Source organism: Streptomyces sp. NPDC048637 (assembly GCF_040650675.1).
Classification (GTDB): domain Bacteria; phylum Actinomycetota; class Actinomycetes; order Streptomycetales; family Streptomycetaceae; genus Streptomyces.
Genome location: NZ_JBEZHQ010000010.1, coordinates 172,726 through 198,227, shown reverse-complemented (window position 1 = coordinate 198,227; position 25,502 = coordinate 172,726). Strand labels below are relative to the sequence as shown.

The following is a 25,502-nucleotide window of genomic DNA, read 5'->3' as shown; positions in this document are numbered from 1 at the left end:
AGCGTGTCCGACGAGGTATTTGTCGACTCCGCGGCACTGCGGAAGCTGGCAAAAAGTTTCGAAACGCATGCCTACGACCTGCAAAGCCATTTGAAAACTTTCTCTCAGAAAACCGGAGAGGAAGCAATCAGCGACGGATTCGGTGTGCTCACCGAATCCGAGGAGGTCACGTCTTCATACGTCGACTATTCGAAAGACGTGACCTCGGCAATGGAGAAGGTCCATCGCCATTTGGATGAAATAGGCGCCGCGCTGGGGCAGGTCACGCGCAACACGGAGACCAACGATGCGGACGTCTCGGCTCTCTTCGGCCATAAGGGAGGCCACTGATGAGTGACGACGAGTCGGTGGCCGAAAAGGTCTTCGAGGTCGGCATCGAGGCGATCAATCCCGGCGGCAGGCCTGATGTGCTGAGGGCGGCGGCTGCGGGGTGGCGGTCGCTGGCGCACGAAGCGGAGGAGATGTTCTCCAAGCTCGACCGCGAGGTGAAGGGGACCGTCGGGGAGACCTGGCGCGGGCCGGCGGCCGAGGCATTCCAGAACCACTGGAAGCAGCTCAAGTCGGCGATCGACGATACGACTGGCGAGTTCGAGGAGTGCGCAAAGGGGCTGGATGAGGCCGCGAAGAGCATCGAAGAGATCAACGATGAGATCCATGGCATCTATGCGGAAATCGGCATTTCGGTAGCCGTGTCCGCCGCGACGTCCCTCTTCAGCTTCGGCCTCTCCACGGCAGCCGGCGCCGCCCGGGTCGCACAGCTGGCATCGAGGGCGGTTGCCGCTGCCGGCCGTTTGGGCGTGCTGCTCCAGCGGGTGGCCTCGGTCTTCCGTACGCTCTACGCGGGCCGAAAAGGGAAGATCGTTCTCGACGCGCTCGCCAACTGGGCCGGAGGCACGGCAGGCGGTGTGGCGACCAGCGTGCTGAGCGGCAAGGGTCCCGAATGGCGGACGAACGCCCTGGGTGGACTCGGCGGCGCCACATTGGGCACCGGCGCCGGCAAGGTCGCGGAAAACCTGATGGGAAATCGCGTGGGCAAGACGTTTGTGACCGGCGCCGCGGGGGGCGCCGCGGGCGGCGTCACCGGTGATGCTCTGGATGCCGCTTTCGACAAGGAGAAGGAATTCGATCCGGCGTCTTCCGCGATCACTGCCGTCACCGGCGCGGCCGCCGGTGGTGGAGCCGCCGAAGGCGTCAGTTTCCAGCGGGCCTTCGATATCCGGCCGACCCATGCCGGGCGCGATCTCGCGCAGGATGTCGCCATGAATTCAGCCGTACCGGTTTTCGGTGGTCCGGCGGGGAACGACGCCAAGGACGGCGTCGAAAACGTTTCCGGGTCCTCGGATAAGGCCCAGGCCGAGGCGAAGAAGCGCACGGACGGCCTGGGAACGTCGGGTACGGACCGGATCGAGGATGTCTTCGGATGACGGCGGACGAAGGGACGGCGAGCACGGGGACGCCGGTGGAAGGCATGGTGCGCGCGGGACGGGCAACCCGCCGGGCGGCCGCGGTGATCGCGGCAGTGGGGTGCCCGGCGATCGTGGCCGTACCGGCGATCTGGATGTTCTGCGCCGATGAGCAGGCGCGGCAGTGGAGCATCGTGGCATGCCTGGCCGTGGTGCTCGGCGCTCTGGCCGCGGTGGCGCTCCGGCAGCGCGGCACCGGACGCCGGGGCGGCGCGGACACCTTTGCCGAGCTGCGGCCGGTGCCCGGCGACGCACCGCACGCCTCCGGTCCGCCTGCCCTCCCCGCCCGGCTCCCCACCCGGCGGCCCGCGCAACTGCGGGGCGCCGCTGCGGTGTTCTGCTGCACGACCGCGCTTCTGGGGTTCGTGGCACTGGCCGCGGGGGATGCCGAGCGGCCGGCTCCGGTCGATGGGATCGCCGCGGCGGGCGGAGTCATCCAGGACGTACGGGTGACGAGCGTACGGAACAGCGAGCGGCACAACCCGAGCCGTGGACACGACTATTACACCGCCACCTCGGTGGTCGCCCTCCCCGATGCGAGGACGGGCGACACTGTCCCGGCCACGGTGTCCACGCATACGCCGGAACCGCTGCGCCCCGGCTCCCGGGTGACGGTCCTGTACGCACCGTCGAAGCCCGGCCTGGGCGCCGTCCAGGGACGGTCTGAACCCCTGCGGTCGGCGCTGGACGGAGCAGCGCTCGCCCCGGGAGCGAGGGCGGCCCTGCTCGTCATCTGGCTCCTGGGCGCCGGGTTCCTGAGCGGACTGCAGATCCGGTACTCCGGTGGGTTCGGCACGCTCACGCGCTGGAGGGAGCGCGACCGTGCGGTACGCGGACGGTGCACGGGAGATGGGGTCTCCCAGCTCGCTCCCCGTACGGAGAAGTCCGGCCGTAAGGAAGCATCGACGAAGCTGGATCAGCTGGTGATCGCGACGGACGACGGGGAAATGCGCTTCGTCCTGTACGGGGACACCGACGGATACGCCGAGCAGCTGGGCGCGGAACCGCTGTGGCTGTGCTGGCGGGCGCGGCGGAAGGCCGGTCAGCAGCTGGGGCCTGCCGTACTGGTCGGCGATTCCGGCTGGGTGCTGCACGGCCAGGTGGTACTCGCGGAGGCCGAGCAGCCGGCCGTGGAGAACGCAGCCAGGACTCCCGGTGGGGCCGGGGCTCCCGGTGGGTCGGGGACTCCCGGTGAGGCCGGCGCTCCGGTCGACGTTCAGCGGGACGTACGGGTCTGGGACCCCCGGGCCGGCTGGCCGCTGCGCGTCGGGCGCGGCGCGATGATCGCCGCAGCCGTCGCCCTTGTCCTGGCGGGGTTGCTGGCCACGACCTCGCTGGGCGGCGGGCGTTGGTGGGCAGCGGCCGCCGGCGTGCTGTGCCTGCTCGGCGCGGTGGCGGCGGATGAGCTGTCGACGGCCTGGCGGGCGACAGCGCCCAACAGCTCAGGCGGAGACGGCTCGTCCTCCTCGGCGAAGGCGCGATAGACGGGATAGGCGGGACAGACGGGATAGGCGGGACAGGCGGGACGGACGGGGGCGCGGCGCGAGGCATCAAGCGCCCCCGGCGTATCCCCGCGTGACGGCCTCTCCTCCCCTGGCCCGTTCGTACACGGTCGTTGCGCCCGAGCGCTCAACGCTCAGCGCTCAGCGCTCGGGCGAGGGCTGCCCGGCTGCCGTTGCGACGTAGACCACCAGCGTCTGGTCCGGCTGTTCGGCCAGGTGGAATGCGGTGTAGGCGTACTCGACCGGTCCGCGTCCCGGGTGCCGTAGCCGTTTGCGTCCGCTGTGCCGGGCCTGCACCTCGTACTGGCGCCACCAGGCCCGCGCTTCCGGGCTGCCCTCGTTCAACTCGTCGATCAGCCGGGTGTAGCGCGGGTCATCGGGATGGCGTCCGGCCTGTGTCCGGAGGCGCGCGAGCAGGCCGCGTGCCTCGGGTTCCCAGTCGACCACGACGTCGCGGGCCACCGGTTCGAGAAACACCCAGCGGACGAAGTTGGCCGACCGCTCCGCCGCGTGGTCGATGAGCCGCGGGAACAGTTCGTCGGCCGCCCGGTTGTGACTGAGCACGTCGTAGTTGCCGCCGATGATGTACGCCGGGTTCGGCTGGAGCAGCGACGGCACGACTGCCACCGCGTCCTTGAGCGGCTCGTGTTCCTCGGGGTCGGCCGCGGCCGGGTGACCGGCGAGCTGGAGCAGATGGGCGCGCTCGTGCCGGTCGAGCCGCAGCGCCTCGGCCAGCGCGGTCAGCACCTGTTCGGAGGCGCGGATCTCCCGCCCCTGCTCCAGATACGTGTACCAGGTGGCACTGATCCCGGCCAGCAGTGCCAGTTCCTCCCGGCGGAGCCCCGGCGTCCGGCGGCGGCCGGTCTGCGGCAGGCCGACCTCGTCCGGAGTGAGGCGCTCCCGCCGGCTGCGCAGGAACGCACCCAGCTGACGGCGTTGGTCCGGCTGCCGTGGCATAGCACTCCCAGTTCCAGAATAAATGCATTCTGGATACCAGGTTAATACTCCTGGAGACTGGAGACTTGTCAGCGAGCACAGGCCGAGACCGTGCCGACGGCCTCAAGGGGTCAGGTCGGCACCCGGGCGCCCGGTGGGCAACGGCTCCGGCACTCGCTCGTCCACGAGCCGCTCCCCCCGGCCCCAGGTCCCGGTGCGGAGAAGAGAAAGGAAATCCTCATGTCCGGAATCAAGGGCAAAGTGGTGGCGATCACGGGAGCCGGCAGCGGAATCGGCGAGGCGACCGCGCTGCTGCTCGCCGAGCGCGGTGCGCGACTCGTTCTCGGCGCGCGCCGGTCCGAGCGGCTGGCGGAGCTGGTGGCCCGGATCGAGAAGGCGGGGGGCACGGCCGTGCAGATCCGCACCGATGTGACCCGGCGGGACGATCTGCAGGCCCTGGTCGCGCTGGCCGCAGAGCGCTTCGGCCGGCTCGACGTCATGGTCAGCAACGCCGGGGTCGGCACGATCTCGCCGCTCGATGATCTGCGCGTCGAGGAGTGGGACCACATGGTCGACGTCAATGTGAAGGGCGTGTTGCACGGCATCGCCGCCGCTCTGCCGGTCTTCCGCGCACAGGGCAGCGGGCACTTCGTCACCACCGCCTCCACGGCCGCCTTCCGCGTCGTCCCCACCTTGGCGGTCTATGCCGCCACCAAGTTCGCGGTCCGGGCGCTGTGCGAAGGGCTGCGTCAGGAGGCCGGGGACTCCCTGCGGGTGACCACCGTCTCGCCCGGTGCGACTGCCACCGGCTTCGCCGAGGCGTCCACCAACAGCCGGGTCAGAGCGGAGATGACGAGGATGCGGGATGACCTCGCCATTCCGCCCGACGCGATCGCCCGCGCCATCGCGTTCGCCATCGAACAGCCCGCCACGGTCGACGTGAGCGAGATCGTTGTCCGTCCCACCGCTCAGAGCTGAGCTGCGGGCCCGGGTCGCGTCCGCTTCGTCAGCGTCTCGTCTTCGTCAGCGTCGCGTCATCGTCAGCGCCGCGCCTTCGTCAACGTCGCGTCATCGTCAGCGCCGCGCCTTCGTCAACGTCGCGTCATTGTCAGCGCCGCGCCTTCGTCAGCGTCCACGTCGCGTCATCGGCCGAACCGCAAGAATGGCGCGGTACGTCGAGCTTTCCACCGGCTCTCCTACCGGGTGTCCGTCGACTTCCACCCAGGCGTGGGCGGCGAAGGGCGGGGTGCGCACGCCGACAATCCATGCGGGCCAAGTGCCTCTGGCGCGGCACAACAGGGTGGTGGCCAGGGACCGTTGCAGGCAATAGCTTCCGGCGCAGCGCGCATTGACCGCCACCACGTCACTGCGGGCGGCCAGCGCTTGGTCATAGGTGGTCGGTTTCGCGCGCCACCGGACGAGGCGCAATACGGCACGGATGCGGCGGGGTGGCAATGTCGCCAGCAGGAATGCCGTCATCACGGCAGCGCGGGCCAGGAGCCGGCGTCTCAGCTCCGGCCGGCCGCCCTTTTCCAGGACTTGGCTCACGAGACCACCAAAGACGCGGCGGTGAGCTCGTCGAGGAGACGCTCGACGTCGTGGGACGCCTCCTCCAGCGTCACCGGACAGGTTCGCGCCAGGTTCCTTGCGACCTGCTCGACGTCGGCCCCGGCGATCAGTTCTTTGAGGATGATCGCGCCGGTGCGATTGAGCTGGAAGTAGCGCCCGGTGCGCTCGTCCAGCAGGACCAGGGCGTCGTCCGTCTCGCAGAGGGCGACATCAGCGCGCATCCGCAGGCTCATCCGCGTGCTCCCTCAGATAGGTGGGGGTGGGACAGGATTCGAGATCACACAACCAGGCTTCCGCTGCCAGGGTGGCTTCCAGCGCGTGCGCTCCCCGGTCCAGCGTGCGAGGACTGAGGAAGGCACGCCTGAGCTCCGGCTCGTCGGCCAGACCGCAGGCGACGAGGCGGGAGTCGGCGGCCCAGCGCGCCAGGTCGGCCTGGTGGAGCGCGAGGCCCGCATACCACTCCGTGGCGGAATGGTCCTTGGAGGTGCGCGCCAGGATGGGTTCGGGTACCAGGCCGCGCATGGCCTCGGCCAGCAACGGCTTATATCTCCACGGGCTCTTGGTGGCGGACGCGGAGACGGCGAGGCAGGCGTTGATGACCGCGTCGTCGCAGAAGGGCGAGGCGGCCCGAAGCCCTCCAGGCGCCGAGGAAAAGAGGTGTCCGGCCAGCCGCCCCGCTGTCTGCGCCTGGTGGATCCAGGCATGCTGCCCGCGCTCGTGGGCAAGGGGCTCTGCGGTGCGGGCTTCCTGCCGCAGCAGGTCGGCGGCCTGTTCGACGGCGAGCGCACCGGCCCATGGCGGGAGCGCCATCGGCGCACCCCAGCCGGTGGGTGCCGACGCCGGGGCGACGGGCCGCTTCAGTGCGTCGGCAGTGCCGGTGAGCCAGGTCCGGTACGAGCCGGTGTCCATCACTGTGCGCGCAGCGGACCGCAAGTCCCAGTGGTGCCTGGCTCGCTGGCCGGCGGCGTGCCGTAGTCCGTGCAGGGGGTGCCGGCGCAGCAGGCGGTGAAGGTACTGGTCCGGCGCCTCCACCACGTGGTCTCCGCCGTGTCCGGTAAGGCGCAGCTCGGCGCCGGCGGCCCGCATGGCGTCGGCGATGTGCTGCTGTTGCGCGCGGTCGCGGAGCAACGCCGTGGGCTCATCGCCCGGTTCGTGCGGATGGGCGAGGCCGGTGAAGCAGGCGGGGAGGTCCGCAGGGCCGTACACCAGCCGCTGGATGCCGGGCAGTTGGGCGGCTGCCCGGTCCGCGTACGCAGCGTCCTCGTTGCCCGTCGCTGCCCACTCCAAGGTGGCCGTGACCAACGAGGCCCCGGCGCGGGCGGCAAGGAAACAGAGCGAGGTGGAGTCCATGCCGCCGGACAGGTCGGCCCCGAGCACCTGTCCGGGGCGTGCCCGCACGCCGACGGCGTTCACGAGGGCCTGCCGCACCGCCGGTGCGCCGACGGCCAGGGGGAGTTCGCCGGGTGGTTCGTCCCACCAGCGTCTGGTGCGGAGCTGCCCGCGGCCGTCGAACAGCACTGCTTCGGCGCCCGGGACTCCGTGGACTCCTCGCCAGAGGGCTCCGCTTGCCAGGGGGTGGGGCACATCAGGGTGGGCCAGGCGGAGCGCGAGATGTTCCAGGTCGATACTGCTTCCGGTCAGCCAGGCCAGTGTTCGCGCACGGTCCGCAGCCACCGTCGCCCCGTCGGCAGAAGCCCAGAACAGGCGTCTGGCTTCGGAGAAACTACCGCGCGCGTATACCTCGTCACCCAAGGACGCCATCAGGTGGAAGCTGCCCGGAACGCCGGACATCGCCGCCTCGATGTCCGCAGTCGAGCGCACTGCCCTCAGGCGTCGGACGAGGTCGTCTTCCGTCAGGGAGAACGTGCCGGCCATCGCGAGCCGCGCCGGCCCGCAAGAGGCTGCGACAAGGGCACTTGGCGGCCAGCATCCGATGATCCACGGCCACCCGGAGTCATGCCGGACCATTCGGCAGGCGCGCCCCCTCAACCGCGCGGCCACTTCCGATGCTGGCTCGCAGTCCGGGAAGACCACGAACCAGCACTCATGGCAGGCGCTCATCACGGCCGGTAGGTGCCGTAGCCTTCCGTGCTTTCACCACCGTGGCCTTGCGTCTTCTCGGCGAAGTCGCCGGCCTCCACCAACACCGGTGGTTCGTAAACCGCAGGGACATCCGTTTCCTGCGGAATCTCATACGTCATGAGACCATCTCCTAGGGTTTGGGGCATATTGCGCCCTAATAGCAGTAGATCAGCGATAAGCCGCATACGCACCCTGAGCCGGGACGGCCATGACGATGCCGGTCAGGCGCCGCTCTCAGCCTTTCAGCGCAACGCCGAGCCTCTCCTTCCCACCTGCGTGCCGACGGGCGAGGGGGGCCGGGGGGGGCGGGGCGATCGGCGATCGGCTACCTGCTACCTGCTACCTGCTACCTGCGGCCGGCGGCCGGCGGCCGCCGGCCTGACAGGAGCGGAGGGCGGCGGGCTCGCTGCCTTCCCTTCCAGGGCGGCTTGCCCAGTCCGGAAAAAGGGCCCCGGCCCCGGCATGGGACGCTCTCGTCCATGTGTATCTCGATGGACCGGGCCGAATTCTCGGGCACGACTCTGTATGGCGGGCGGTTGCACCATCCCGTGCACGGCTTGATTCATGTCCTCGGGTATCAGAACACCTCCGTCAATCTCGCTGACGGGCCGAACGCGATGCTGCTGCATCTGCCCGCCGCGCGCATGTGCTGCTCTCCACCGATCAGGCTCCGGAGGGCTGGGGCGAACCCGTTGAGTATCCGCGGGGCATGCGCCACCAGTTGCGTGCGTTTCTCCCCGGGACGGTCGTGGGCGAGCACTACGGCGGCACGATGGTCAACGGCGACTTCAGCATCACGCACGACGCTCTGATCGCCGATGACCTGGATCGCATGCAGCGCCTTCAGCCGGTCCGGGGCAGGTAGCGGCCCTCCTTCGCGCCCGTGGTCCGGTCAGTGGGCCGCCCCGGCGGTCAGTGGTCCGGCCGGGGCGGGGTCGCGCCCGGCCGGGGGCCGTAGGCGGTCAGAAAGCGGTCGCGGAAGGTGTCCATACGCCAGACCGGGGTCTTCGGGCCGGGCTTCAGGCCCTTCTGCCAGCCCCAGCCGGAGATCCGGTCCAGCACGTCGGGGTCGTGGGCGACGAGTGCGACCGGCACGTCCCGGCTCGCGTTCTCGCCGGTGACGGTCGGGACGGGCTGGTGGTCGCCGAGGAAGACGAGCACGGTGTTCTTGTTGCCGTACTTCTCCATGTACGAGATGAGGCTGTGCAGCGAGTACTCGATGGCGCGGCGGTACTCGGTCCGCACCTGCGCGGGGTCCTTCCACACCTCCTTGGGGTCCTTACCCGCCTTCTTGATGCCGTGGTAGACCGAGCCGTCGCCCAGTTCGTCCCAGCCGATCATCTTGGGGATGGGCGCCCAGGGGTTGTGGCTGGAGACGAGGATGATCTCCGACATCAGCGGCTTGGGGTGCGGCTTGCCGTGCTCCAGGCGTTCAAAGGCCGACAGACTGTATTGGTCGGGCACCCGCGACCAGCTGAACTGCGGTCCCTTGTAGCCGAGATGATGGGTGTCGTAGACGTGGTCGAGGCCGTAGAACTTGCCCTCCGGCCAGGAGCGGGTGACGCCCGGCATGATGCCGGCCGTCCGCCAGGCCTGAGAGCGCTTGAACGCGTCGGTGAGGGTCATCCGGTCGCTGGAGGTGACGGTGCGGTAGCGCTGCTGGTTCTTGATCCACAGGCCGGACATGAAGGTGGAGTGGGCCAGCCAGCTGCCACCGCCCGCCGTCGGTGAGGTGAGCCAGGCGCTCCGGGAGGCGAACCCGGCCTTGCGCAGCCGCTTGGTCCCGTCCTTGAGCACCGCGTCGACCTGCGACGCCATCGCCGGATCCGCGATCGCGCTGCGGCCGTAGCTCTCGATGAAGGTGAAGATGACGTCCTTGCCGCGCAGCCCGGTCAGCAGCTGGTCGGGCGGGGTGTCGCGGAAGGCGTCGACGCCCGCCTCCTTGGCGAACACCTGCTGGTCGGCCAGGCTCACCCGCAGTCGCTGCGCGCTGTCCTGGACGAGGTCGGCCGTGTTCGTGGAAGCGACCGGCACACCGGCGAGCTGCACGCCGAGCGCCGCGCAGGTGATCCAGACGGTCCCGAGCACGAGGGTGGTACGGGTCGCCACGGCGCTGTGGCGGACCATGAGGCGGCTGAGCCGGACGACCGCCAGCGTCATCAGGACGAGCAGGGCGAGGACGAGGACCACGACGCCGATCACGGCAGCGGTCGCGCCCGCCTGGCCTATCGAGTCCTTGAGGAACGACTCGGCGTCGTCGAACAGGATCCAGTCGAGCACCGGGTCGAAGGGCCGGGCGAGCACCGAGTAGAAGCCCATGTCGAGGCAGTTGAGGAGGGTCCGCAGGCCGAGGCCCACCCCGGCGACCACGGCCGCCACCCGCCGCCCCTTCGGCGGCAGGAGCAGCAGCAGGGCCGCACCGAAGATCCCCTCCACCGGGATGCGCAGGAACTCACCGGGTGTGAGGCGGGTGAGCTGGTTCGGCAGCAGCAGCGCGCAGAGCACTAGCACGGCGGCCAGGACCGTGACCGCCGATGCCACGGTCCGCGCCACGGCCGGGTGCCGGTCCCGCCAGCCGCCGCCCGCGACGGGGTCGGCCGGGGGGTCGGAGGCGGGGTCGGCCGGGGGGTCGGAGGCGGCATCGTCCGGCGTCTCCTCCGGCGTCTCCTCCGGAGGGCCGTCCGGAGGGCCGTCCGGAGGGCCGTCCGGAGGGCCGTCCGGCGGCGGGGCCTCCGTCGTGGTTGCCTTCTTCGTGTTCGGCGGCTGGCGAAAGCGCGTGGAGTGCGGCAACCCGAAGGTCCTTCCGTGCGAGGCGCGGTGGTGGCACGGCGGACCGGAATCGGGGATTCGGCCGCCGTCATCTATACGGCCGCACGGCGGCTCCCGTTCAATCGTCACCGCATCAGGCTCGCCCGCGAACCGGCGGAGCCGGCACCGCGCAACCGCCGCCCGGCGATCGAGCGGCGGCGCGCAGCCGAGCCGCGCGGACAGGTACGGCGGACAGGTACGGCGGACAGGTGCGGGTGGCCCGCGGTGCGGGCGGCCGTCAGACCGCGGCCGGCTGCTCGTCCGTCCGGGCCGGTTCGGCGGGCGAAAGGCGAATACGGCGACGCTTGGCCACCAGCACCGCAGTGCGGGTGATCACCATGGCAAGTGACATGAAGACAAAGGCATTTGCATAGACGTCCGGACCACTGAGTTCATTTTCGATGCTGAAGCGGATCAGGCCCTCGGCAAACCAGTGCTCGGCACCGTAGGCGAAAAGAACGCGGGCGCTGGAGAGGACGATCCAGACGAGGGCGTATCCGAATCCGCCGGTGGTGTAGATCTGCCCGTCGGTGCCGCGGTGGGCGGGGAGCAGGGCGCCGGCGATCAGACCGCAGATCACGCCCACTCCGACGCCGATGAGCTGGAACGACGGGGCGTTGCCCGAGGTCGGGAAGGAATGCACGAAGAGCGCGATAATGACGGCGACCGCGATCACGGAGCGCAGCATGCGCATATTGGTGACCCGGCGGCGGCCCAGGTCGGTCGCCAGAATGATGGTGAGAATGGAGGCGCTGGCAATCAGCGCAATGACGAACTGACTCAGGTGATTCATGGAAATCCGGGGCCTTTCCGCAATGCTGCGAGGTCTGTTGCTCCGGCGGTTTCTGCGCTGTCCGTTCACCGCCGTCAACGACGTTATGGCGGCGCACTGTTACGGGGGTACGACCGGCCGGTGGATTCGGCTGTCCACCGGTCGGTGGACAGCGCGGCGGAAGGCGTAAGGGGAAGGTGATAGGACTGTGCCGCGGTGGCACGGCGGCACCTGCGCCCCGGTGCGGGGCCGTTCGGATTCAGGGGGACACGGTGACGCGTGAGGCGCGGCGCGCACCCGAGGCACGGGTGCGTTGGTTCGGGCTGTGGGACAGCTACTTCGTGATCTGCTACCTGGTCACCACGGGGCTGGTCTTCACCTCCGCCGTGCCGCAGACCGGGCGGCTGATCGCCATCGGCGCGCTGACGCTGATCGTGCCCTGGTACGCGGGCATCGGACGGCCGTTGATGCTCCGTCATGAGAGTGACCGGCGCAACGGGGTCTTCGCCAGCGGGCTGTTCGGGCTGTTCGGGCTCGCCACCGCGGTCGATCTGACCAGCGCGTTCGCGCTGTTCGCGATCGTCCCGATGCTGATGATGAGCCTGGCGACCCGGCCGGCCGTCGTGGCCGGTGTACTCGGCAATCTCGTCCCCGTGACGATGCTGTGGCTGCGGGGCGGCGCCACGGCCCCGCTGATGCTGTTCGTGCTGCTGTCGTCGCTGCTGGGGATCGCCCTGTCCGTGCTCCTCGGGCTGTGGATCAAGCGGGTGGTACGGCAGAACAAGGAGCACGCCGAACTGATCGAGGAGCTGCGGCGGAACCGCGAGCAGGTGGCCCGGCTGTCGCACCAGGCCGGGATCTCCGCCGAGCGCGAGCGGCTCGCGCGGGAGATCCACGACACCCTGGCGCAGAGCCTGACCGGCATCATCAGCCTGGTGCAGGTCGCCGATGCGGAGGTGGAGAGCGCCCCCGCCGTCGCCCGGAAGCACCTCGCGCTGGTCGGGCGGATGGCCAAGGAGAGCCTGGCGGAGGCCCGTGCCTTTGTCGCCGACCGGACGCCCGCCTCGCTGCAGGAGAGTTCCCTGGCGCAGGCGCTGCGGCGGCAGGCGGACGGCCTGGCCGCGCAGACCGGGCTGCTGGCGCGGTTCGCCGTCGAGGGGGACGAGCGTCCGCTGCCGATGGCCGTCAATGTCGTACTGCTGCGGGCCGCGCAGGAAGCCGGCGCCAATGTGCGCAAGCACGCCGACGCCCGCACGGTGGACCTGGTGCTGCGCTACGGCGAGGGGCAGGTCGGGCTCCGGGTCACCGATGACGGCAAGGGGTTCGACACGGCGGAGGCGGAGCGCGGCAGGACGGAGGGCGGCAGAGCGGAGGGCGGCAGGACGGAGGGCGGCAGGACGGAGAGCGGTCAGGACGGGCCGCCCGGCAGCGGGGACGAGGACGGCGGTTTCGGGCTGCGGGGGATGGCGGCCCGGGTGGCGGAGATCGGTGGGGCGATGCGCGTGGTGAGCGAGCCGGGAACGGGCACCGCCTTCGAGGTGAAGGTGCCCTTGGACGGGGCGGCGGGACGGCCGGACGGGCCGTCGGCACCGCGGCCCGAAGCGGCGGGACGGTTGACGGAGGCGGCGGATGACGGAGGCAGCGGATGACGGAGGCGGCGGATGACGGACGTTGAGGGCACGGCGGCGGTGCGGGTGCTGCTCGCGGACGATCATCCCGTCGTCCGCGAGGGCCTGTGCGCCATGCTCGAATCCGACCCGGGCATCGCGGTCGTGGGGCAGGCGGGCTCCGGCGAGGAAGCCGTGACCCTGGCGGAACGGCTGACACCGGACCTCGTGCTGCTCGATCTGCGGATGGGGGCGATGGACGGGGTCGCCGCCACCGGGCACATCCTGCGGCGGTCGCCGCGCACCAAGGTCGTCATCGTCACCACCTACGAGGACGACTCCGACATCCTGCGCGCCGTGGAGGCGGGCGCGGCCGGCTATCTCCTCAAGGGCAGTTCGCGGGCCGAGCTGATCGACGCCGTGCACGGTGCGGCGCGGGGCGCGACCGTGCTGACGCCGTCGCTGGCCCCCAAGCTGTTCCGGGCGCGGGCGGTGGAGGCGCCGCTGCTGTCCGGCCGGGAGTGCGAGGTGCTGCGGCTGGTCAGCCAGGGCCTGACCAATGCCGAGATCGGCCGGCAGCTGTTCATCGGTGAGGCGACGGTCAAGACCCATCTCCTGCGTGCGTTCAAGAAGCTGGAGGTGTCGGACCGGACCGCGGCCGTGATCACGGCGCTGGAGCGCGGCTTGCTGGCGTAACCCCGGCGTCGGGGGCGCCGGATGGCGCGCCGTGCGCTCACGGACGGACGGCGCGGAAGCGGAAGTAGTCGTGTCTGAGGCCGATGTCGGGGGTGCGGAAACCGGCCGCGCGCAGCCGGTCCGGGAGCGTCCCGGGCGGCACCGGGACGTAGGTGTCCCGCAGATGGATGAGGCGGAATCCACGGCTGGCCCGGCCGTCGCAGCCCGCGAAGATGCCGCCCGGCCGCAGCACCCGGAACGCCTCCGCGAAGAGCTGGTCCTGCTGCTGCGGCGACGGCACATGGTGCAGCATCGTGAAGCAGACGACGGCGTCGAAGCGGCCGTCCGGCAACGGCATCGCGCAGCCGTCGCCGTGCACCACGTCGACCCGGTCGCCGTACTCCGCGCGCAGTCGCTCCGCCGACCCCGCGTCGACTTCGAGGACGCTCAGCCGGCCGGCGGCCCGGCGCTCCAGCACCCGCGTCGTGGCACCGTAACCGGGCCCGATCTCCAGTGTTTCGGCGCCCAGTTGTACGTCTTCGAGGGCCCATGGCAGCAGGTCCCGCTCCACCGCGCGGGCCCACATGCGGGAGTTGCACAACCACTGGTGATAGCGATTCATGGTCATGCGACGAGCGTAGGAAGCGGCCGCGGTGACCACCACGCAACAGGGGGACATGTTGTATCGCAGGACGGACAACGGTGAGCGGCCGGCCGGACATGCGGGGCCGGACGGGCACCAGCAGCCGGACGGGCATGCGGGGCCGAGCGGGCATGCGGAGCCGGCCAAGCAGGTGGCGCCGCCCGGGCCCCCCGCCGGGGCGGCCGTCGTTGTCGGGAGCTTCGCGATGGGACGGGGGCAGTGGTTCGCCCGCCATCGTCATGAGCACCATCAACTGGCCTGGGCGCGGCGGGGAGTTCTGGCCGTACGGGCCGCCGGGACCACCTGGGTGCTGCCCCCGTCCATGGCACTGTGGATCCCGGCCGGAGTCCCGCACGCCACCGGCGCCGCGGGCCCGGCCCTCTTCCGGAGCCTGTACTTCCTCCCGGACCGCTGCCCGGTCGGCTGGTCGGCGCCCACCGTCGTCGGTGTCTCCGCACTGCTGCGCGAGCTGATTTCGTATCTGTCGGACGGCACGCTGGCCCCGGCGCCGCGCGAACGCGCCGAGGCCGTGGTCCTCGATCAGCTGCGGCCGGTGTCGGTGGCCACGGTGCAGGCGCCGATGCCGCACGACCCGCGGGCGCGCCGGGTCGCGGAGGCGCTGCGCGCCGACCCTTCGGACGGGCGGACGCTGGCGGAGTGGGGCACCCGGGTGGGCGCGAGCGGCCGGACGCTGGCCCGGGCGTTCGTGACGGACACCGGTATGCCGTACGGGCAGTGGCGCACCCGGATCCGGCTGCAGGCGGCAATGCCGCTGCTGGCCGGCGGCGCGACGGTGGCGGCGGTGGCGGCGCGGGTGGGCTATGCCTCCCCGAGTGCCTTCGTCGCGGCCTTCCGGCGGGCGGTCGGGGTGCCGCCGGGCGCGTACTTCGCCCCTTAGCCGGCGGGCTCCGGCCTCCAGGGCGGCGCGGCCCTCCACGGCTCCGCGCCCCGGCCTTCGGTGCCTCCGGCCTCCGGACCGGCCCGTTCCCGCCTCAGGCCCCGCCCGTCCCCCTGCCGTTCCCGCGTCAGGCCCCGCCCGTCCCCCCTGCCGTCCCCACCGTCGCCCGCGCGGTCACCCGTCCCCCAGCCGGGCCCGGTCCGCTGCCGCTCTGCCCTGGTGCCAGCCGTCGGCGTCGCGGACGCCGCGGAGGCGGACCGGGGCGGTGTCGGGGAAGAGGGCGCCGGTGGTCTGCTCGACGGCGAGGGCGCGGGCGGCGAGGACCGGGAGGAGGTCGGGGGCCGTGGGGGCGGACTCGGCGGTGGCGGCAGCCGTGGCGGCGGCGGTGGCCGCTGCCAGCCGGTCGCGGATGCGGTCGGCGTACCCGACGAGGAAGGTCTGGCGGAAGTCCCGGGTGCGGCGGGAGCGGCCGCGGGCGACGGGGGCGCCGCCCTGCTCCTTGAGAGTGTGGTGGTGGGCGTCGCCCGCGCGGCTCATGGCGGCGGTGGCCTGGAGCAGCAGCGAGGTGTAGAGCATCTCGGCCGACTCCAGGTCGGGTGCGAAGCCGACGAGGGTGGAGAAGCCCACGTCGGCGGCCCAGACAGCCTGGCAGCGGTTGGCGGCCGCGACCGCGTCGAGGAGCAGCGCCTTGGCCTGTTCGTAGGGGCCCTCGATGCCGATACGGACCGCTGACGGGCCGTCGGTCCGGCCGCCCGGGGAGCCGTCCGCGCGGTCGAGGAGCGCCTCGTCGATGCTGTGCCGGGCCATCAGCTCCTGTGCCTTGGCGGACAGCGCCTCGGCCTCCTCGGCGTAGTCGGTCGCCTCGGCCTTGGCGAGCAGACCGCGGATCCGCCCGAGGGCCCGTACCGCGGCGGCGTCGGCGGGTCCGCTCCTGCCGCCGGCCTGCGGCGGGGCCGGCAGCGGGGTGATGCGGGGCAGCCGGGCGAGCACGCGCAGCGCCGCCAGCACCTCGTACACGGTCTCGAAGCGGGAGGCGCGGCGGCGCCGGGCCAGGGCGTCGAGGTAGCCGGTGTCGGCGGGCCACCAGACCTCGGCGCCGAGGTGCCGCAGCTGCTCGGCCCAGCGTGGGTCCGGAGCCGGGCGCGTGGCCGGCGGCCGGGCCGCCTCGGCCGCGATGGCGTCGACGACCAGCGCCACGAGGGCGGCATCGGAGGTCTCGCGCCGTACGATCCGCGCCAGGTCGGCGGGCTGCCAGCCGCCCGTCCAGCACTGCCGCACGCCCGCCACGGCGGCCTCGACCACCGCGGCGCTCACCGCCTCCCGGCTGGCCTCGGCCGCGGCCAGCATCGAGGCGCCCGCCTCCAGGGCGTCCTCGGCCTGCTCGCCGTCCGGCGCGTAGCGGACGCTGCCGAGCACCTGCCCGACCAGTTCACCGGCCGACGGCGACGGCCCGCCGCGCCCTTTTCCTCCGCGCTCACTCACCCGTTCACTGTACGGAGGGCCCGGCCGCACCCTTCCGGGAGGCGGCCGGGGAGGAGCAGCGGCGGGAGGAGCAGCGGCGGGAGGAGCAGCGGCGGGAGGAGCAGCGGCGGGAGGAGCAGCGGCGGGAGGGGCGGCGGTGGGAGGGGCCCCGCTTCAGAGCCCCACGTTCCGGGCGGTCACTGCACCGCGCTGCCGGCCACCCACTGCGACCAGTCCATGTTCCAGCCGTTCAGGCCGTTGTCCGGCTTGACGTTCTGGTCGGGGGAGTTGACGACGTCGACCACGTCACCGGTCTGCGAGTGGTCGAAGAACCAGGCGCCATCCGTCTTGGGGTCCTTGGCGCCCTTGGCGTCCTCCAGGCCGATGCAGCCATGGCTGGTGTTGGCCTTGCCGAAGATGCCCTTGCCCCAGTAGTTGCCGTGGATGAAGGTGCCGGAGCCCGTCAGGCGCATGGCGTGCGGCACGTCGGGGATGTCGTACTCGCCCTTGCCGTTGTGCTTCTTGAAGCCGACCGTCGAGCCGTTCATCCGGGTCTGCTTGAACCGCTCGGAGATGACCATCTTGCCGTTGTAGGTGGCGTGCTCTTCGCTGCCGGCCGAGATCGGAATGGTCTTGATGGTCCGGCCGTCGCGCACCACGGTCATCTCGTGCGCCTTGGTGTCGACGGTGCTGATCTGCGAGTGACCGACCTGGAAGCTGACGGTCTTGTTCTGGATGCCCTTGACGCCCGGCGAGGCCTCGACGCCGTCCAGGCCGAGCTCCATGGTGACCGTGGAGTTCGCCTTCCAGTACTTCTGGGGGCGGAAGTCCAGCCGCTTGTCGTTGAACCAGTGGCCGACGACCTTCTGGTTGCTGCTCGACGCGACCTTGATCGCGGACTCGACGTCCGCCTTGTTCTTGACCGGCTTGTCGAAGTTGATCGACACCGGCATGCCGACGCCGACGGTCGAACCGTCCTCCGGCGTGAAGTTTCCGATGAAGCTGTTCGCCGGGGCGACGGTGGTGAAGCTGGAGTTCTCCACCGCCTTACGCCCCTGGGAGTCCACCGCATGCGCGGTGACCTTGTACTTCGTCGAGCGGTCCAGCGGCTGGTCCGGCTTCCAGGAGCTGCCGTCGGCGGAGAGCGTGCCGTCCACCGTCTGCTTGGACTCGGCCGAGGTCATGGTGACGTCGGTGAGTTTTCCGTCGCTGACCGTGACACCCGCGTCACTGTTGAGGCCCGTGTCGGTGGCGCCGTCCTCCGGGAGGATCGTGATCTTGGCGTCGGAGGCGTCCTTGGCCGCCGCCTCGTCCACCTGCCGGCTGTTCTCGTGCCAGGCGGCGTCAGCACCGTCATGACCTCGGTCAGCCGCACTGCTGCCACCACACGCCGCAAGCGTGAGTACGCCCCCGAGCAGCGCGGCGCTGGCTATGAGGCCCTTCCGGCGCTTGCTGTCCGTCATCACACGCATCTCCATTACTGCCGATTTCGCACGTTCCCCGAGCGAGCAGCCAACTGAACGCTGGCTCATATGGACGCTGGCATTCCGGCCGACGCCATAGGAACGCCTTTTCCGTTTCACCCGTTCCATGCCTCCACAAAGTGTGGGGAAGGCCACTTGTTGCCCACATCGGTCAAACGGTGATCACATGGCGCAGATGCACCGACCACGTAGTCGGCCCCCGCACGGCGGGCAGCCGTGCGGGGGCCGTGGCCATCGGGGGTGCCGGTCAGCCCTCCCCGTCCGCGTCATCCGCCAGATCCCACTCCGCCGCATCCCACTCGGCATCGGGGTCGTAGTCGGTCAGCTCCTCGCTGCTCCAGGAGGCCTGCGCGAGTTCGGTGCCCGGCACCTTGGTGACGAGGTCGAACGGGTCGATCAGATGGGCCAGCGCCTCCGCCGGGTCCTCCCGGACCGTCTCCAGTGACTGTCTGCGCTCCTCGTCGGGCAGCGAGGAGTCCCCTTCGATGTGACCGACGGCGGCGCCGGTCAGCCGGCGGGCGTCGGTGACCTCCATGATCAATTCGACATGAAGGCGCACAAAACGTGATGTCTCACCATTGCTCATAGCACGGAGGTTAGGCATGGACGGGTCCCGACTTCCCCGCGACCCGCGGCGGTCACTAACATCTGCGATCAACGGCCAAATTGCCGAACCCACAAGGGGGATCGCTTCCGTGACCGCACGACGACCACTACTGACCGCCGCAGCCGCGGGATCGGTGCTGTTCGCCCTGTGGTTCGTGCCTTCCGCCAATGCGACCGCCGGGCATGACGGTGCGACAGATTCCGCGCTGCGGGTGGCGCCCGCACCGGCCGGACCGGGCCCGGCCGACCGCACGGTCGGAGCGCAGGACACCGGCGGCCGGTCCACGACGGCCACCCCGGACGACGGCCGCCCCGCCGGCACGGGCACCGGCACGGGCACGGGCAGCGGCCCCGGCGCCGACGGCCGCCCCGCCGGCACCCCGCGCTTCCTCGCCGACACCGGCAGCCCGGACACCACGCCCTACGTGATCGGCGGCGCCGCCTGTCTCGCGCTCGGCGCCGGCCTGGTCAGCTACTCCGTCCGCCACACCCGCGACGAGGCCGTCTGAGACCGGACGGCGCCCCGGCAGCCGTTACGCCAGTGCGCCGGTGACCGGCTCCACGGCCGCCACCAGCTTCCCGGCCCGTACGAACGCATACGCGCTCTCCAGGTCCGGCGCCAGGAAGCGGTCCTCGCCCGGCCCCTGGATGCCCGCACCGCGCACCGCGTCCAGTACGGCGCGGGTGGCGGGGGCCGGCGTCAGGCCCTCGCGCATCTCGATGGCCCGGGTCGCCGCATAGAGCTCGACGGCGATGATCCGGGTCAGGTTGTCGACCGCGGTGCGCAGCTTGCGCGCCGCCGACCAGCCCATCGAGACATGGTCCTCCTGCATCGCGGAGGACGGGATGGAGTCCACCGAAGCGGGCGCGGCCAGCCGCTTCAGCTCGCTGACCAGCGCGGCCTGGGTGTACTGGGCGATCATCAGGCCGGAGTCGACGCCCGGGTCACCGGCCAGGAAGGCGGGCAGCCCGTGCGAACGGTTCTTGTCCAGCAGCCGGTCCGTACGGCGCTCCGCGATCGAGCCGAGGTCGGCCGCGGCGATGGCCAGGAAGTCCAGGACGTAGGCGACCGGGGCGCCATGGAAGTTGCCGTTGGACTCGACCCGGCCGTCCGGCAGCACCACCGGGTTGTCGACCGCGGCGGCCAGTTCACGGTCCGCGACGAGCCGGGCGTGGTCGAGGGTGTCCCGGCCGGCGCCGGCGACCTGCGGGGCGCAGCGGATGGAGTAGGCGTCCTGGACGCGCGGGGCGTCGTCCTGGTGGTGACCGGTGAAGCCCGAACCCGCGAGCACCTTGGCCATGTTGGCGGCCGAGGCGGCCTGCCCGGGGTGCGGGCGGATGGCATGCAGCTCGGGCGCGAGGACCTTGTCCGTGCCGAGCAGCGCCTCCAGGGAGAGGGCCGCGGTGATGTCCGCCGAGGTGAACAGCCGGGCGAGGTCCGCGCAGGCCATCACGAGCATGCCGAGCATGCCGTCGGTGCCGTTGAGGAGGGCCAGGCCCTCCTTCTCGCGCAGTTCGACGGGCTCGATACCGTGCGCGGCCAGCAGCTCAGCGGCCGGCCGGACGACGCCGTCGGGGCCTTCCGCGTCGCCCTCGCCCATCAGTGCCAGCGCACAGTGCGAGAGCGGCGCGAGGTCGCCGGAGCAGCCGAGCGAACCGTATTCGTGGACGACGGGCGTGATGCCGGCGTTGAGGAGGGCGGCCATCGTCTCGACGACGAGCGGGCGGACGCCGGTGCGCCCGGAGGCGAGCGTCTTCAGCCGCAGGAACATCAGCGCACGGACGACCTCCCGCTCGACCCGCGGGCCCATACCGGCCGCGTGCGAGCGGACGATGTTGCGCTGGAGCTGTACGCGCAGCTCGGGGCTGATGTGGCGGACGGCGAGGGCACCGAAGCCGGTGGAGACGCCGTAGACGGGGTCGGGCTTGGCGGCGAGTTCGTCGATGAAGGCGCGGGAGGTGGCGACGGCCGCGAGGGCTTCCTCGGACAGCTCGATCCGGGCCGCGCCGCGAGCCACCGCGATGACGTCCTGTGCGGTGGTGCCGGACGTCCCCAGCACCACAGTGTGCATATCCATATTCAGGCACCCTAGAGACTGAATCGCCGGATGTCACCACCGGATTTCGGGATCACCCCTTACCGATCTCCGCAACGGACCCGCATCTCCGTACGGGCAGACCCCCTCACCTCCGGAAGCGCCGGCGCTCCGGCCCCGACCGCCGGTCCGGTGCGTCCGCGAGCCGGACGACCGGATCGTCCTTGCCACCGTGCCGCCCGGCGATCACCGGCTCGCCCGACCGGGCCGCCTTGGCCTTGTACTGCGCGGCGTCCGCGAGCCGGAAGAGCCGGCGGGCGCTGCGCACCGGGCCGATCGGATCGCCGGTCGAGGCGACCCCGACCGCGACCCCCTCGCCGAGGTCCAACTCCCCCGCCCGGTCGCACAGTTCACCGGCCACCTTGACCACCTCGTCGGCCGGCGGCCCCACCGCCAGCAGACAGAACTCATCGCCGCCGAGCCGGGCGGCGAGGGTGCCCGGCAGCATCGCGCCGCACAGCGACAGCACCGAACCGAAGCGCTCCAGCAGACGGTCGCCGACCGCATGGCCGCGCGAGTCGTTCACCCGCTTCAGCCCGTTGAGGTCGCAGACCACCAGGCTGACCACCACCTCGTCCCTGCGGTGCAGCTCCAGCGCCTCGTCCAGCCGCATATCGACGGCACGGCGGTTGGCGAGGCCGGTCAGGGCGTCGGTGAAGGCCAGCCGGCGGGCCTCCGCCAGCCGCTCGGTCTGCGCGATCCCGGCGGCCGTCACGGCGGCGAGCACACTCGCGAAGTCGGCGTCCGTCCGGCCGAAGACCGGCTCCCCCGTACGCCGCGCCACATACAGCTCACCCCAGGCCCGGCCGTGCAGCACGATCGGCGCGACCACACAGCAGCCCCGGCCGCGGCGGCGCAGCGCGGCCATCCGCTGGCGGTTGCCGCCGCCACCGCCGGCCGGCCCCTCCTCCGCCGCCCCGGACACCGGGCTGCCGTGCGGCCCTTCGGCGGTCTCCACCCAGGCACTGGGCTCGCCGCCGCCCGCCCACTGCTCGTGCAGAAAGCCGACGATCTCCGGGAATTCATGGACGGGGTAGCTCTCGTCGTCCGGGAACTCCTCCTCACCCTCGGCGAGTTCGCCCGTATTGACCAGCACCCGCAGTTTCCCCAGCTCGCGCTCCCATTTGGAGATCGCCGCGAAGGAGCCGCCCAGGGCCTGGCGCACCCCCTGCGCCGCGGCGTGCGCCGATTCGCGCGGCGTGTGCGCGGCCGCCATCGCCTGCGCCAGCTCCACGACTGCCCGCAGCCTCGCATCGCCCTCGCCCGTCACCGGATCCTCGCATTCCGTCACCGTGAGCACGCTCTGTACTACAGCGTAGGAATGTTTAACCCCTTTCGCCCCTTTCCGTGCGCGATCGACACCCGGGCGTTATGCGCGTCGTTCCTGGTCGGGAGGTCAGGGAGGGGATGCGGGCGAGGCCTTACGGTGAGTGACCACGGCGGGGTCCGCCGGCACGCACGGTGCACAGGCGGGCGCCCTGCCCCGGCCCCTCCCGGTTCACTCCCCGGGCCACTCCGGATCCCGCTTCTCGTTGAAGGCCGCCACACCCTCCGCCCGGTCCCCGGAGAAGGCCACACTGCGCCAGGCACCGTCCTCCACCTCCAGGCCGGCCCGCAGGTCCAGCCCGTGCCCCAGCCGCATGGCGCGCTTGGCGGCCCGCAGGCCGACCGGCGAGTGACGGGCGATCCGGGCCGCCAGCTCCAGCGCCTCGACCCGGTCCTGTCCGTCCGCCGCCAGCTGGTCCACCAGGCCCAGCTCCGCGGCCTCGGGCGCCGGCACCCGCCGCGCGGTGAACACCAGCTCGGCCGCCCGCGCCGCACCCACCCGGCGCGGCAGCAGCTGCGTGCCCCCACCGCCCGGGATGACCCCCACCGACACCTCCGGCAGGCCGACCACGGCCGTACCGTCGGCGACGATCAGATCGCAGGCCAGCGCCAGTTCGAAGCCGCCGCCGAGCGCGAAGCCGTGCACCGCGGCGATGGTGGGCACCGGCAGTTCCAGTACGCCCGTGTAGGCGGCGCGGGTGTGCGGGCGCTGGCGCATCAGGTCCGCGTCCGTGAAGGAGTTGCGCTCCTTGAGGTCGGCGCCCACACAGAACGCCCGCTCATGGGTGGAGCTGAGGACCACCGCCCGTACGGAGCGGTCCGCGGCCAGCTCGGCGCAGGCCTGCGCCAGGCTGTCGGCCATGGCCGTCGAGACGGCGTTCATGGCCTTGGGGCGGTCCATGATCAGCTCCGCCACGAAACCGTGCCGCTCGATGGCGACCCAGCCGTCCGCACCGAACCGTTGCCGTTGCCGTTGCATACAGCCCTCCCTGTTAACGGTCGTTGACCTGACGGGGGGATCATGTCAGGTGGGGGCCCGGAGGGACAGGACGGGTTTTCGGCTGTGGACGGGCGGGGGCGGCGCGGCACCGGCCCGGGGACTGCTGCCCCGTTCAGGGCCGGTGGTCACCCGCCGGAGGTAGGCGACCGCTGCCCCGTCAGTCGCGTCGGCTCAGCAGCCACGGCTCGACGACACCCAGACCGCGCACCGGCCGCTGCCACATCGGCTGCAGGGCGAACCGGTACGCCGGGGGCGGGGCGCCGGTGCCCTCCTCGGCCGCCTTCTCCGCCGCCGCGGCGTCGGCCTCGGAGACCGGCGCTTCGCCGATCCGGCCCAGCTCCTCGGCGAACGCCTGGTCCACCAGCACGGTGTCCTTCGGCGCTATCGACGTGAGGCGGCTGGCGAGGTTGACGGTCGTACCGAACACATCGCCCATCCGGGTCGTGACCGTGCCGAAGGCGATACCGACCCGCAGCTCCGGCATCGTCTCGTCGTGCGCCATGGTCTCGATCAGCCGCAGCCCGATCTCGGCGGCGATGCCGGCGTCGTCGGCGGCGAAGAGGACCTCGTCGCCGAGGGTCTTGATGAGCCGGCCGCCGTGCGCGGCCACCAGGTCCGAGCAGGTGGTCTCGAACGCCTCCACCAGCTCGCCCAGCTCCTCCTCCTCCAGGCGGCGGGTCAGCCGGGTGAAGCCCACCAGGTCGGCGAAGCCGACGGCGAGGCGGCGGTCGACCATTTCGGCGTCGTCCTGGGCCCGGACGACCCGGCCGGTGGCGGCGGCGAGCTGACGCCGCCAGACGTAGACGAGGAACTCCTCCAGCTCGGGGAGCAGCAGCTCGACCAGCGGATAGGTGATCTCCGTACGGGTCAGGCCGGAGTCCTGGGGCTCGGTGAGGCCCTCCAGGAAGGAGTCGATCTGCCAGTCGGCCAGACGGGCGGTGGTCTGGCCCGTGGACCGGGCGACCTGGATGGCCATGGCCTCGCTCAGCAGACCCGCCTCGACGAGACCGGCGAGGCGGCGCAGGGCCAGCACATCGGCCTCGGTGAGGGCCTTGACCTGGCCGATGTCGGCGAAGCCCATGGCCCGCCAGAAGCGGGCCGCGAGGTCCATGGAGACACCGGCGCCGCGGGCCGCCTGGAACGGCGTGTAGCGGCGGTCGGCGCCGAGGATGAGTTGTTCGAGGCGGACGGCGATGTTGTTCTCGTCGCCCTCGTCCCCGGCCCCTGGGGGGTCGCTGACGGGGACGTCGCTCACGGCATCATCCTCGGTGTCCATGTCGCGCGGGGCGGCGCCCGAGTCGTCGGCGGTCACCGGCCGCTCCCTGTCCGATCCCTGCGCACTGCCCTTCCGATCACTGCTCGCCGGTGGTCCGCTCCCTGGCGGACCGCCTCAACGATACGGCAGGTGTGCTCTGGCTCACTCTCACATGTCGGCTCTGACCAAGGAAGAGGCGGGTATACGTCGGCGCGGCGGGTGCCGTGGTACAGGGGCGGTCCGGGCGTCCGGACCCGGTGTGCGTGGCGCGTCCGGCCTCACGGTTCCGGGGAGTCGTCGCCCTCGGGGCCCTGGGGCGCCGCGGGCCGCAGGTGGACGATGTCGCCCGCGCCCACCGGCTGCTGTACGCCGTTCGCGGTGGCCAGGACCAGGCGGCCGTCGCCGTCGATGGCCACGGCCTCGCCGGTGAGGGCGGTGTCGCCGGGGAGTTCGGCGCGTACGGAGCGGCCCAGGGTGGCGCAGCCTGCCGCGTAGGTCTCCTGGAGGCGGCTGGCCTCGGGGTCACCGTCGGCGGACTGCCAGGTGGTGTACCAGCGCTCCAGGGAGCGGAGGACGGCGCGCAGCAGCGGGTCACGGTCGGTGGTGCGGGCGCCGGCCAGGGCCAGGGAGCCGGCGGTGGGCACGGGGAGTTCGTCGGCGGTGAGGGAGACATTGAGGCCGATGCCGACGACGACGCCCGGCCCGGCCCGCTCGGCGAGGATGCCGCCCACCTTGCGTTCGGTGGCGCCGGCGGTCCCCTCCGGGCCGGCGTCACCGGACTCCTCGGGGAAGGTGACCAGGATGTCGTTGGGCCACTTGAGGGCCGTGTCGATACCGGCGGTCTGGGAGAGGGCGGTGGCGGTGGCGACTCCGGCGAGCAGCGGGAGCCAGCCCCAGCGTTCCACGGGGACGCGGGGCGTGAGGTAGACGGAGAAGAAGAGGCCGGAGCGCGGGGGCGCCGCCCAGGTGCGGTCGAGGCGGCCGCGGCCGGCGGACTGTTCCTCGGCCACCAGGATGGCTCCCTCGGCCTCCCCTTCGGCCGCCCGGGCCGCCAGGTCGGTGTTGGTGGAGCCGGTGGCAGGGACGACGTCCAGGGCGGTCCAGAGCGCGCCGGGGCGCACCAGGGCGCGGCGCAGTGCCGCGGCGTTCAGCGGGGGGCGGCCCAGGTCGCTCCATCGGCCGGCATCTTTGTCCCGGTTTCCCGGTGGTTGAGGCGTCATGGGACCAGCCTAGGTGTGGTCAACGACGCAGTGCCGCTGAGCAGTCCCGCCGATACGCTACGAATCGGTAGCCAAACCCGTACCACCCTCAGTACGAGC

The 25,502-nt window shown here is 71.7% G+C and carries 25 protein-coding genes; 9 read left to right on the top strand and 16 right to left on the bottom strand.

Translation table 11 applies throughout. The features are described 5' to 3' along the window. Positions 1-3 precede the first annotated feature (3 nt). From AB0C46_RS16215 to AB0C46_RS16205, 3 genes are read left to right on the top strand one after another with little or no spacing between them, the layout of a single operon-like run. Positions 4-330, top strand: coding sequence for a hypothetical protein (locus AB0C46_RS16215; RefSeq protein WP_362828449.1), 327 nt, complete (start codon positions 4-6; stop codon positions 328-330). Then, positions 330-1,424 (top strand): WXG100 family type VII secretion target, encoded by a 1,095-nt coding sequence (locus tag AB0C46_RS16210; protein WP_362828448.1) that lies wholly within the window; start codon positions 330-332, stop codon positions 1,422-1,424. Before AB0C46_RS16215 ends, AB0C46_RS16210 begins: the two co-directional genes overlap by 1 nt. After that, the gene (locus AB0C46_RS16205; protein WP_362828447.1) at positions 1,421-2,947 is read left to right on the top strand and encodes a DUF3592 domain-containing protein; all 1,527 of its coding nucleotides are present in this window, start codon (positions 1,421-1,423) and stop codon (positions 2,945-2,947) included. The genes AB0C46_RS16210 and AB0C46_RS16205 overlap by 4 nt, the downstream gene beginning before the upstream one ends. Before the next feature lie 159 nt (positions 2,948-3,106). Here AB0C46_RS16205 and AB0C46_RS16200 read toward each other — a convergent pair whose 3' ends face one another. Beyond that, positions 3,107-3,922, bottom strand: a complete 816-nt coding sequence (locus AB0C46_RS16200; protein WP_362828446.1) for a helix-turn-helix transcriptional regulator — start codon at positions 3,920-3,922, stop codon at positions 3,107-3,109. Positions 3,923-4,141: 219 nt separating this feature from the next. Here AB0C46_RS16200 and AB0C46_RS16195 point away from each other — a divergent pair, with 219 nt between their 5' ends. Next, positions 4,142-4,879, top strand: a complete 738-nt coding sequence (locus tag AB0C46_RS16195; protein WP_362828445.1) for an SDR family oxidoreductase — start codon at positions 4,142-4,144, stop codon at positions 4,877-4,879. Between the two features lie 147 nt (positions 4,880-5,026). On the opposite strand, the gene AB0C46_RS16190 is transcribed toward AB0C46_RS16195, so the two are convergent. From AB0C46_RS16190 to AB0C46_RS16175, 4 genes are all read right to left on the bottom strand, one after another. Then, a complete protein-coding gene (locus AB0C46_RS16190; protein ID WP_362828444.1) occupies positions 5,027-5,449 on the bottom strand; it encodes a lasso peptide biosynthesis B2 protein in 423 nt (140 codons plus the stop codon). Further along, positions 5,446-5,703, bottom strand: coding sequence for a lasso peptide biosynthesis PqqD family chaperone (locus AB0C46_RS16185; RefSeq protein ID WP_362828443.1), 258 nt, complete (start codon positions 5,701-5,703; stop codon positions 5,446-5,448). The genes AB0C46_RS16190 and AB0C46_RS16185 overlap by 4 nt, the downstream gene beginning before the upstream one ends. Then, complete coding sequence (locus AB0C46_RS16180) at positions 5,681-7,291, bottom strand: asparagine synthase-related protein (RefSeq protein ID WP_362828442.1); 1,611 nt, start codon at positions 7,289-7,291, stop codon at positions 5,681-5,683. The genes AB0C46_RS16185 and AB0C46_RS16180 overlap by 23 nt, the downstream gene beginning before the upstream one ends. A 239-nt stretch (positions 7,292-7,530) precedes the next feature. Then, entirely contained in the window at positions 7,531-7,671 is a 141-nt protein-coding gene (locus AB0C46_RS16175; RefSeq protein ID WP_362828441.1) for a lasso RiPP family leader peptide-containing protein, read from the bottom strand. 590 nt (positions 7,672-8,261) lie between these two features. Between AB0C46_RS16175 and AB0C46_RS16170 the strand changes: the two genes are divergently transcribed. After that, positions 8,262-8,417 (top strand): hypothetical protein, encoded by a 156-nt coding sequence (locus AB0C46_RS16170; RefSeq protein WP_362828440.1) that lies wholly within the window; start codon positions 8,262-8,264, stop codon positions 8,415-8,417. 47 nt (positions 8,418-8,464) lie between these two features. On the opposite strand, the gene AB0C46_RS16165 is transcribed toward AB0C46_RS16170, so the two are convergent. After that, positions 8,465-10,342 carry a sulfatase gene (locus tag AB0C46_RS16165; RefSeq protein ID WP_362828439.1) on the bottom strand — a complete coding sequence of 626 codons (1,878 nt, stop codon included), beginning with the start codon at positions 10,340-10,342 and terminating at the stop codon, positions 8,465-8,467. A 256-nt stretch (positions 10,343-10,598) separates the two neighbouring features. After that, the gene (locus AB0C46_RS16160) at positions 10,599-11,153 is read right to left on the bottom strand and encodes a hypothetical protein (protein ID WP_362828438.1); all 555 of its coding nucleotides are present in this window, start codon (positions 11,151-11,153) and stop codon (positions 10,599-10,601) included. Positions 11,154-11,404: 251 nt separating this feature from the next. Here AB0C46_RS16160 and AB0C46_RS16155 point away from each other — a divergent pair, with 251 nt between their 5' ends. Together AB0C46_RS16155 and AB0C46_RS16150 are read left to right on the top strand one after the other, a co-directional pair. Continuing rightward, a complete protein-coding gene (locus tag AB0C46_RS16155; protein ID WP_362828437.1) occupies positions 11,405-12,781 on the top strand; it encodes a sensor histidine kinase in 1,377 nt (458 codons plus the stop codon). 12 nt (positions 12,782-12,793) lie between these two features. Next, positions 12,794-13,435, top strand: coding sequence for a response regulator transcription factor (locus tag AB0C46_RS16150; protein WP_362828436.1), 642 nt, complete (start codon positions 12,794-12,796; stop codon positions 13,433-13,435). Between the two features lie 37 nt (positions 13,436-13,472). Here the strand turns inward: AB0C46_RS16150 and AB0C46_RS16145 are convergent, their stop codons facing one another. Continuing rightward, positions 13,473-14,042, bottom strand: a complete 570-nt coding sequence (locus AB0C46_RS16145) for a class I SAM-dependent methyltransferase (RefSeq protein WP_362828435.1) — start codon at positions 14,040-14,042, stop codon at positions 13,473-13,475. Between the two features lie 25 nt (positions 14,043-14,067). Here AB0C46_RS16145 and AB0C46_RS16140 point away from each other — a divergent pair, with 25 nt between their 5' ends. Continuing rightward, positions 14,068-14,955: a helix-turn-helix transcriptional regulator gene (locus AB0C46_RS16140; protein ID WP_362828434.1), complete on the top strand. Its 888-nt coding sequence runs from the start codon at positions 14,068-14,070 to the stop codon at positions 14,953-14,955. Between the two features lie 174 nt (positions 14,956-15,129). On the opposite strand, the gene AB0C46_RS16135 is transcribed toward AB0C46_RS16140, so the two are convergent. The 3 genes from AB0C46_RS16135 to AB0C46_RS16125 form a co-directional block, all read right to left on the bottom strand. Then, positions 15,130-16,437 carry a DUF2786 domain-containing protein gene (locus AB0C46_RS16135; RefSeq protein ID WP_362828433.1) on the bottom strand — a complete coding sequence of 436 codons (1,308 nt, stop codon included), beginning with the start codon at positions 16,435-16,437 and terminating at the stop codon, positions 15,130-15,132. A 176-nt stretch (positions 16,438-16,613) separates the two neighbouring features. Next, positions 16,614-17,879, bottom strand: a complete 1,266-nt coding sequence (locus AB0C46_RS16130; RefSeq protein ID WP_362828432.1) for an Ig-like domain-containing protein — start codon at positions 17,877-17,879, stop codon at positions 16,614-16,616. A gap of 268 nt (positions 17,880-18,147) precedes the next feature. Beyond that, positions 18,148-18,486, bottom strand: a complete 339-nt coding sequence (locus AB0C46_RS16125) for a hypothetical protein (RefSeq protein WP_362828431.1) — start codon at positions 18,484-18,486, stop codon at positions 18,148-18,150. Positions 18,487-18,595: 109 nt separating this feature from the next. Between AB0C46_RS16125 and AB0C46_RS16120 the strand changes: the two genes are divergently transcribed. Next, positions 18,596-19,015 (top strand): hypothetical protein, encoded by a 420-nt coding sequence (locus tag AB0C46_RS16120; protein WP_362828430.1) that lies wholly within the window; start codon positions 18,596-18,598, stop codon positions 19,013-19,015. A 24-nt stretch (positions 19,016-19,039) separates the two neighbouring features. Here the strand turns inward: AB0C46_RS16120 and hutH are convergent, their stop codons facing one another. The 5 genes from hutH to AB0C46_RS16095 form a co-directional block, all read right to left on the bottom strand. Next, positions 19,040-20,584, bottom strand: coding sequence for a histidine ammonia-lyase (gene hutH / locus AB0C46_RS16115; RefSeq protein ID WP_362828429.1), 1,545 nt, complete (start codon positions 20,582-20,584; stop codon positions 19,040-19,042). 106 nt (positions 20,585-20,690) lie between these two features. Continuing rightward, on the bottom strand, positions 20,691-21,818 hold the full coding sequence (locus AB0C46_RS16110; protein ID WP_362828494.1) for a GGDEF domain-containing protein: 1,128 nt from the start codon (positions 21,816-21,818) through the stop codon (positions 20,691-20,693). A gap of 282 nt (positions 21,819-22,100) precedes the next feature. After that, positions 22,101-22,907, bottom strand: a complete 807-nt coding sequence (locus AB0C46_RS16105) for an enoyl-CoA hydratase-related protein (RefSeq protein WP_362828428.1) — start codon at positions 22,905-22,907, stop codon at positions 22,101-22,103. A gap of 178 nt (positions 22,908-23,085) precedes the next feature. After that, complete coding sequence (locus tag AB0C46_RS16100; RefSeq protein WP_362828427.1) at positions 23,086-24,240, bottom strand: adenylate/guanylate cyclase domain-containing protein; 1,155 nt, start codon at positions 24,238-24,240, stop codon at positions 23,086-23,088. A gap of 221 nt (positions 24,241-24,461) precedes the next feature. Then, positions 24,462-25,403: a biotin--[acetyl-CoA-carboxylase] ligase gene (locus tag AB0C46_RS16095; RefSeq protein WP_362828426.1), complete on the bottom strand. Its 942-nt coding sequence runs from the start codon at positions 25,401-25,403 to the stop codon at positions 24,462-24,464. Between the last annotated feature and the right edge of the window lie 99 nt (positions 25,404-25,502).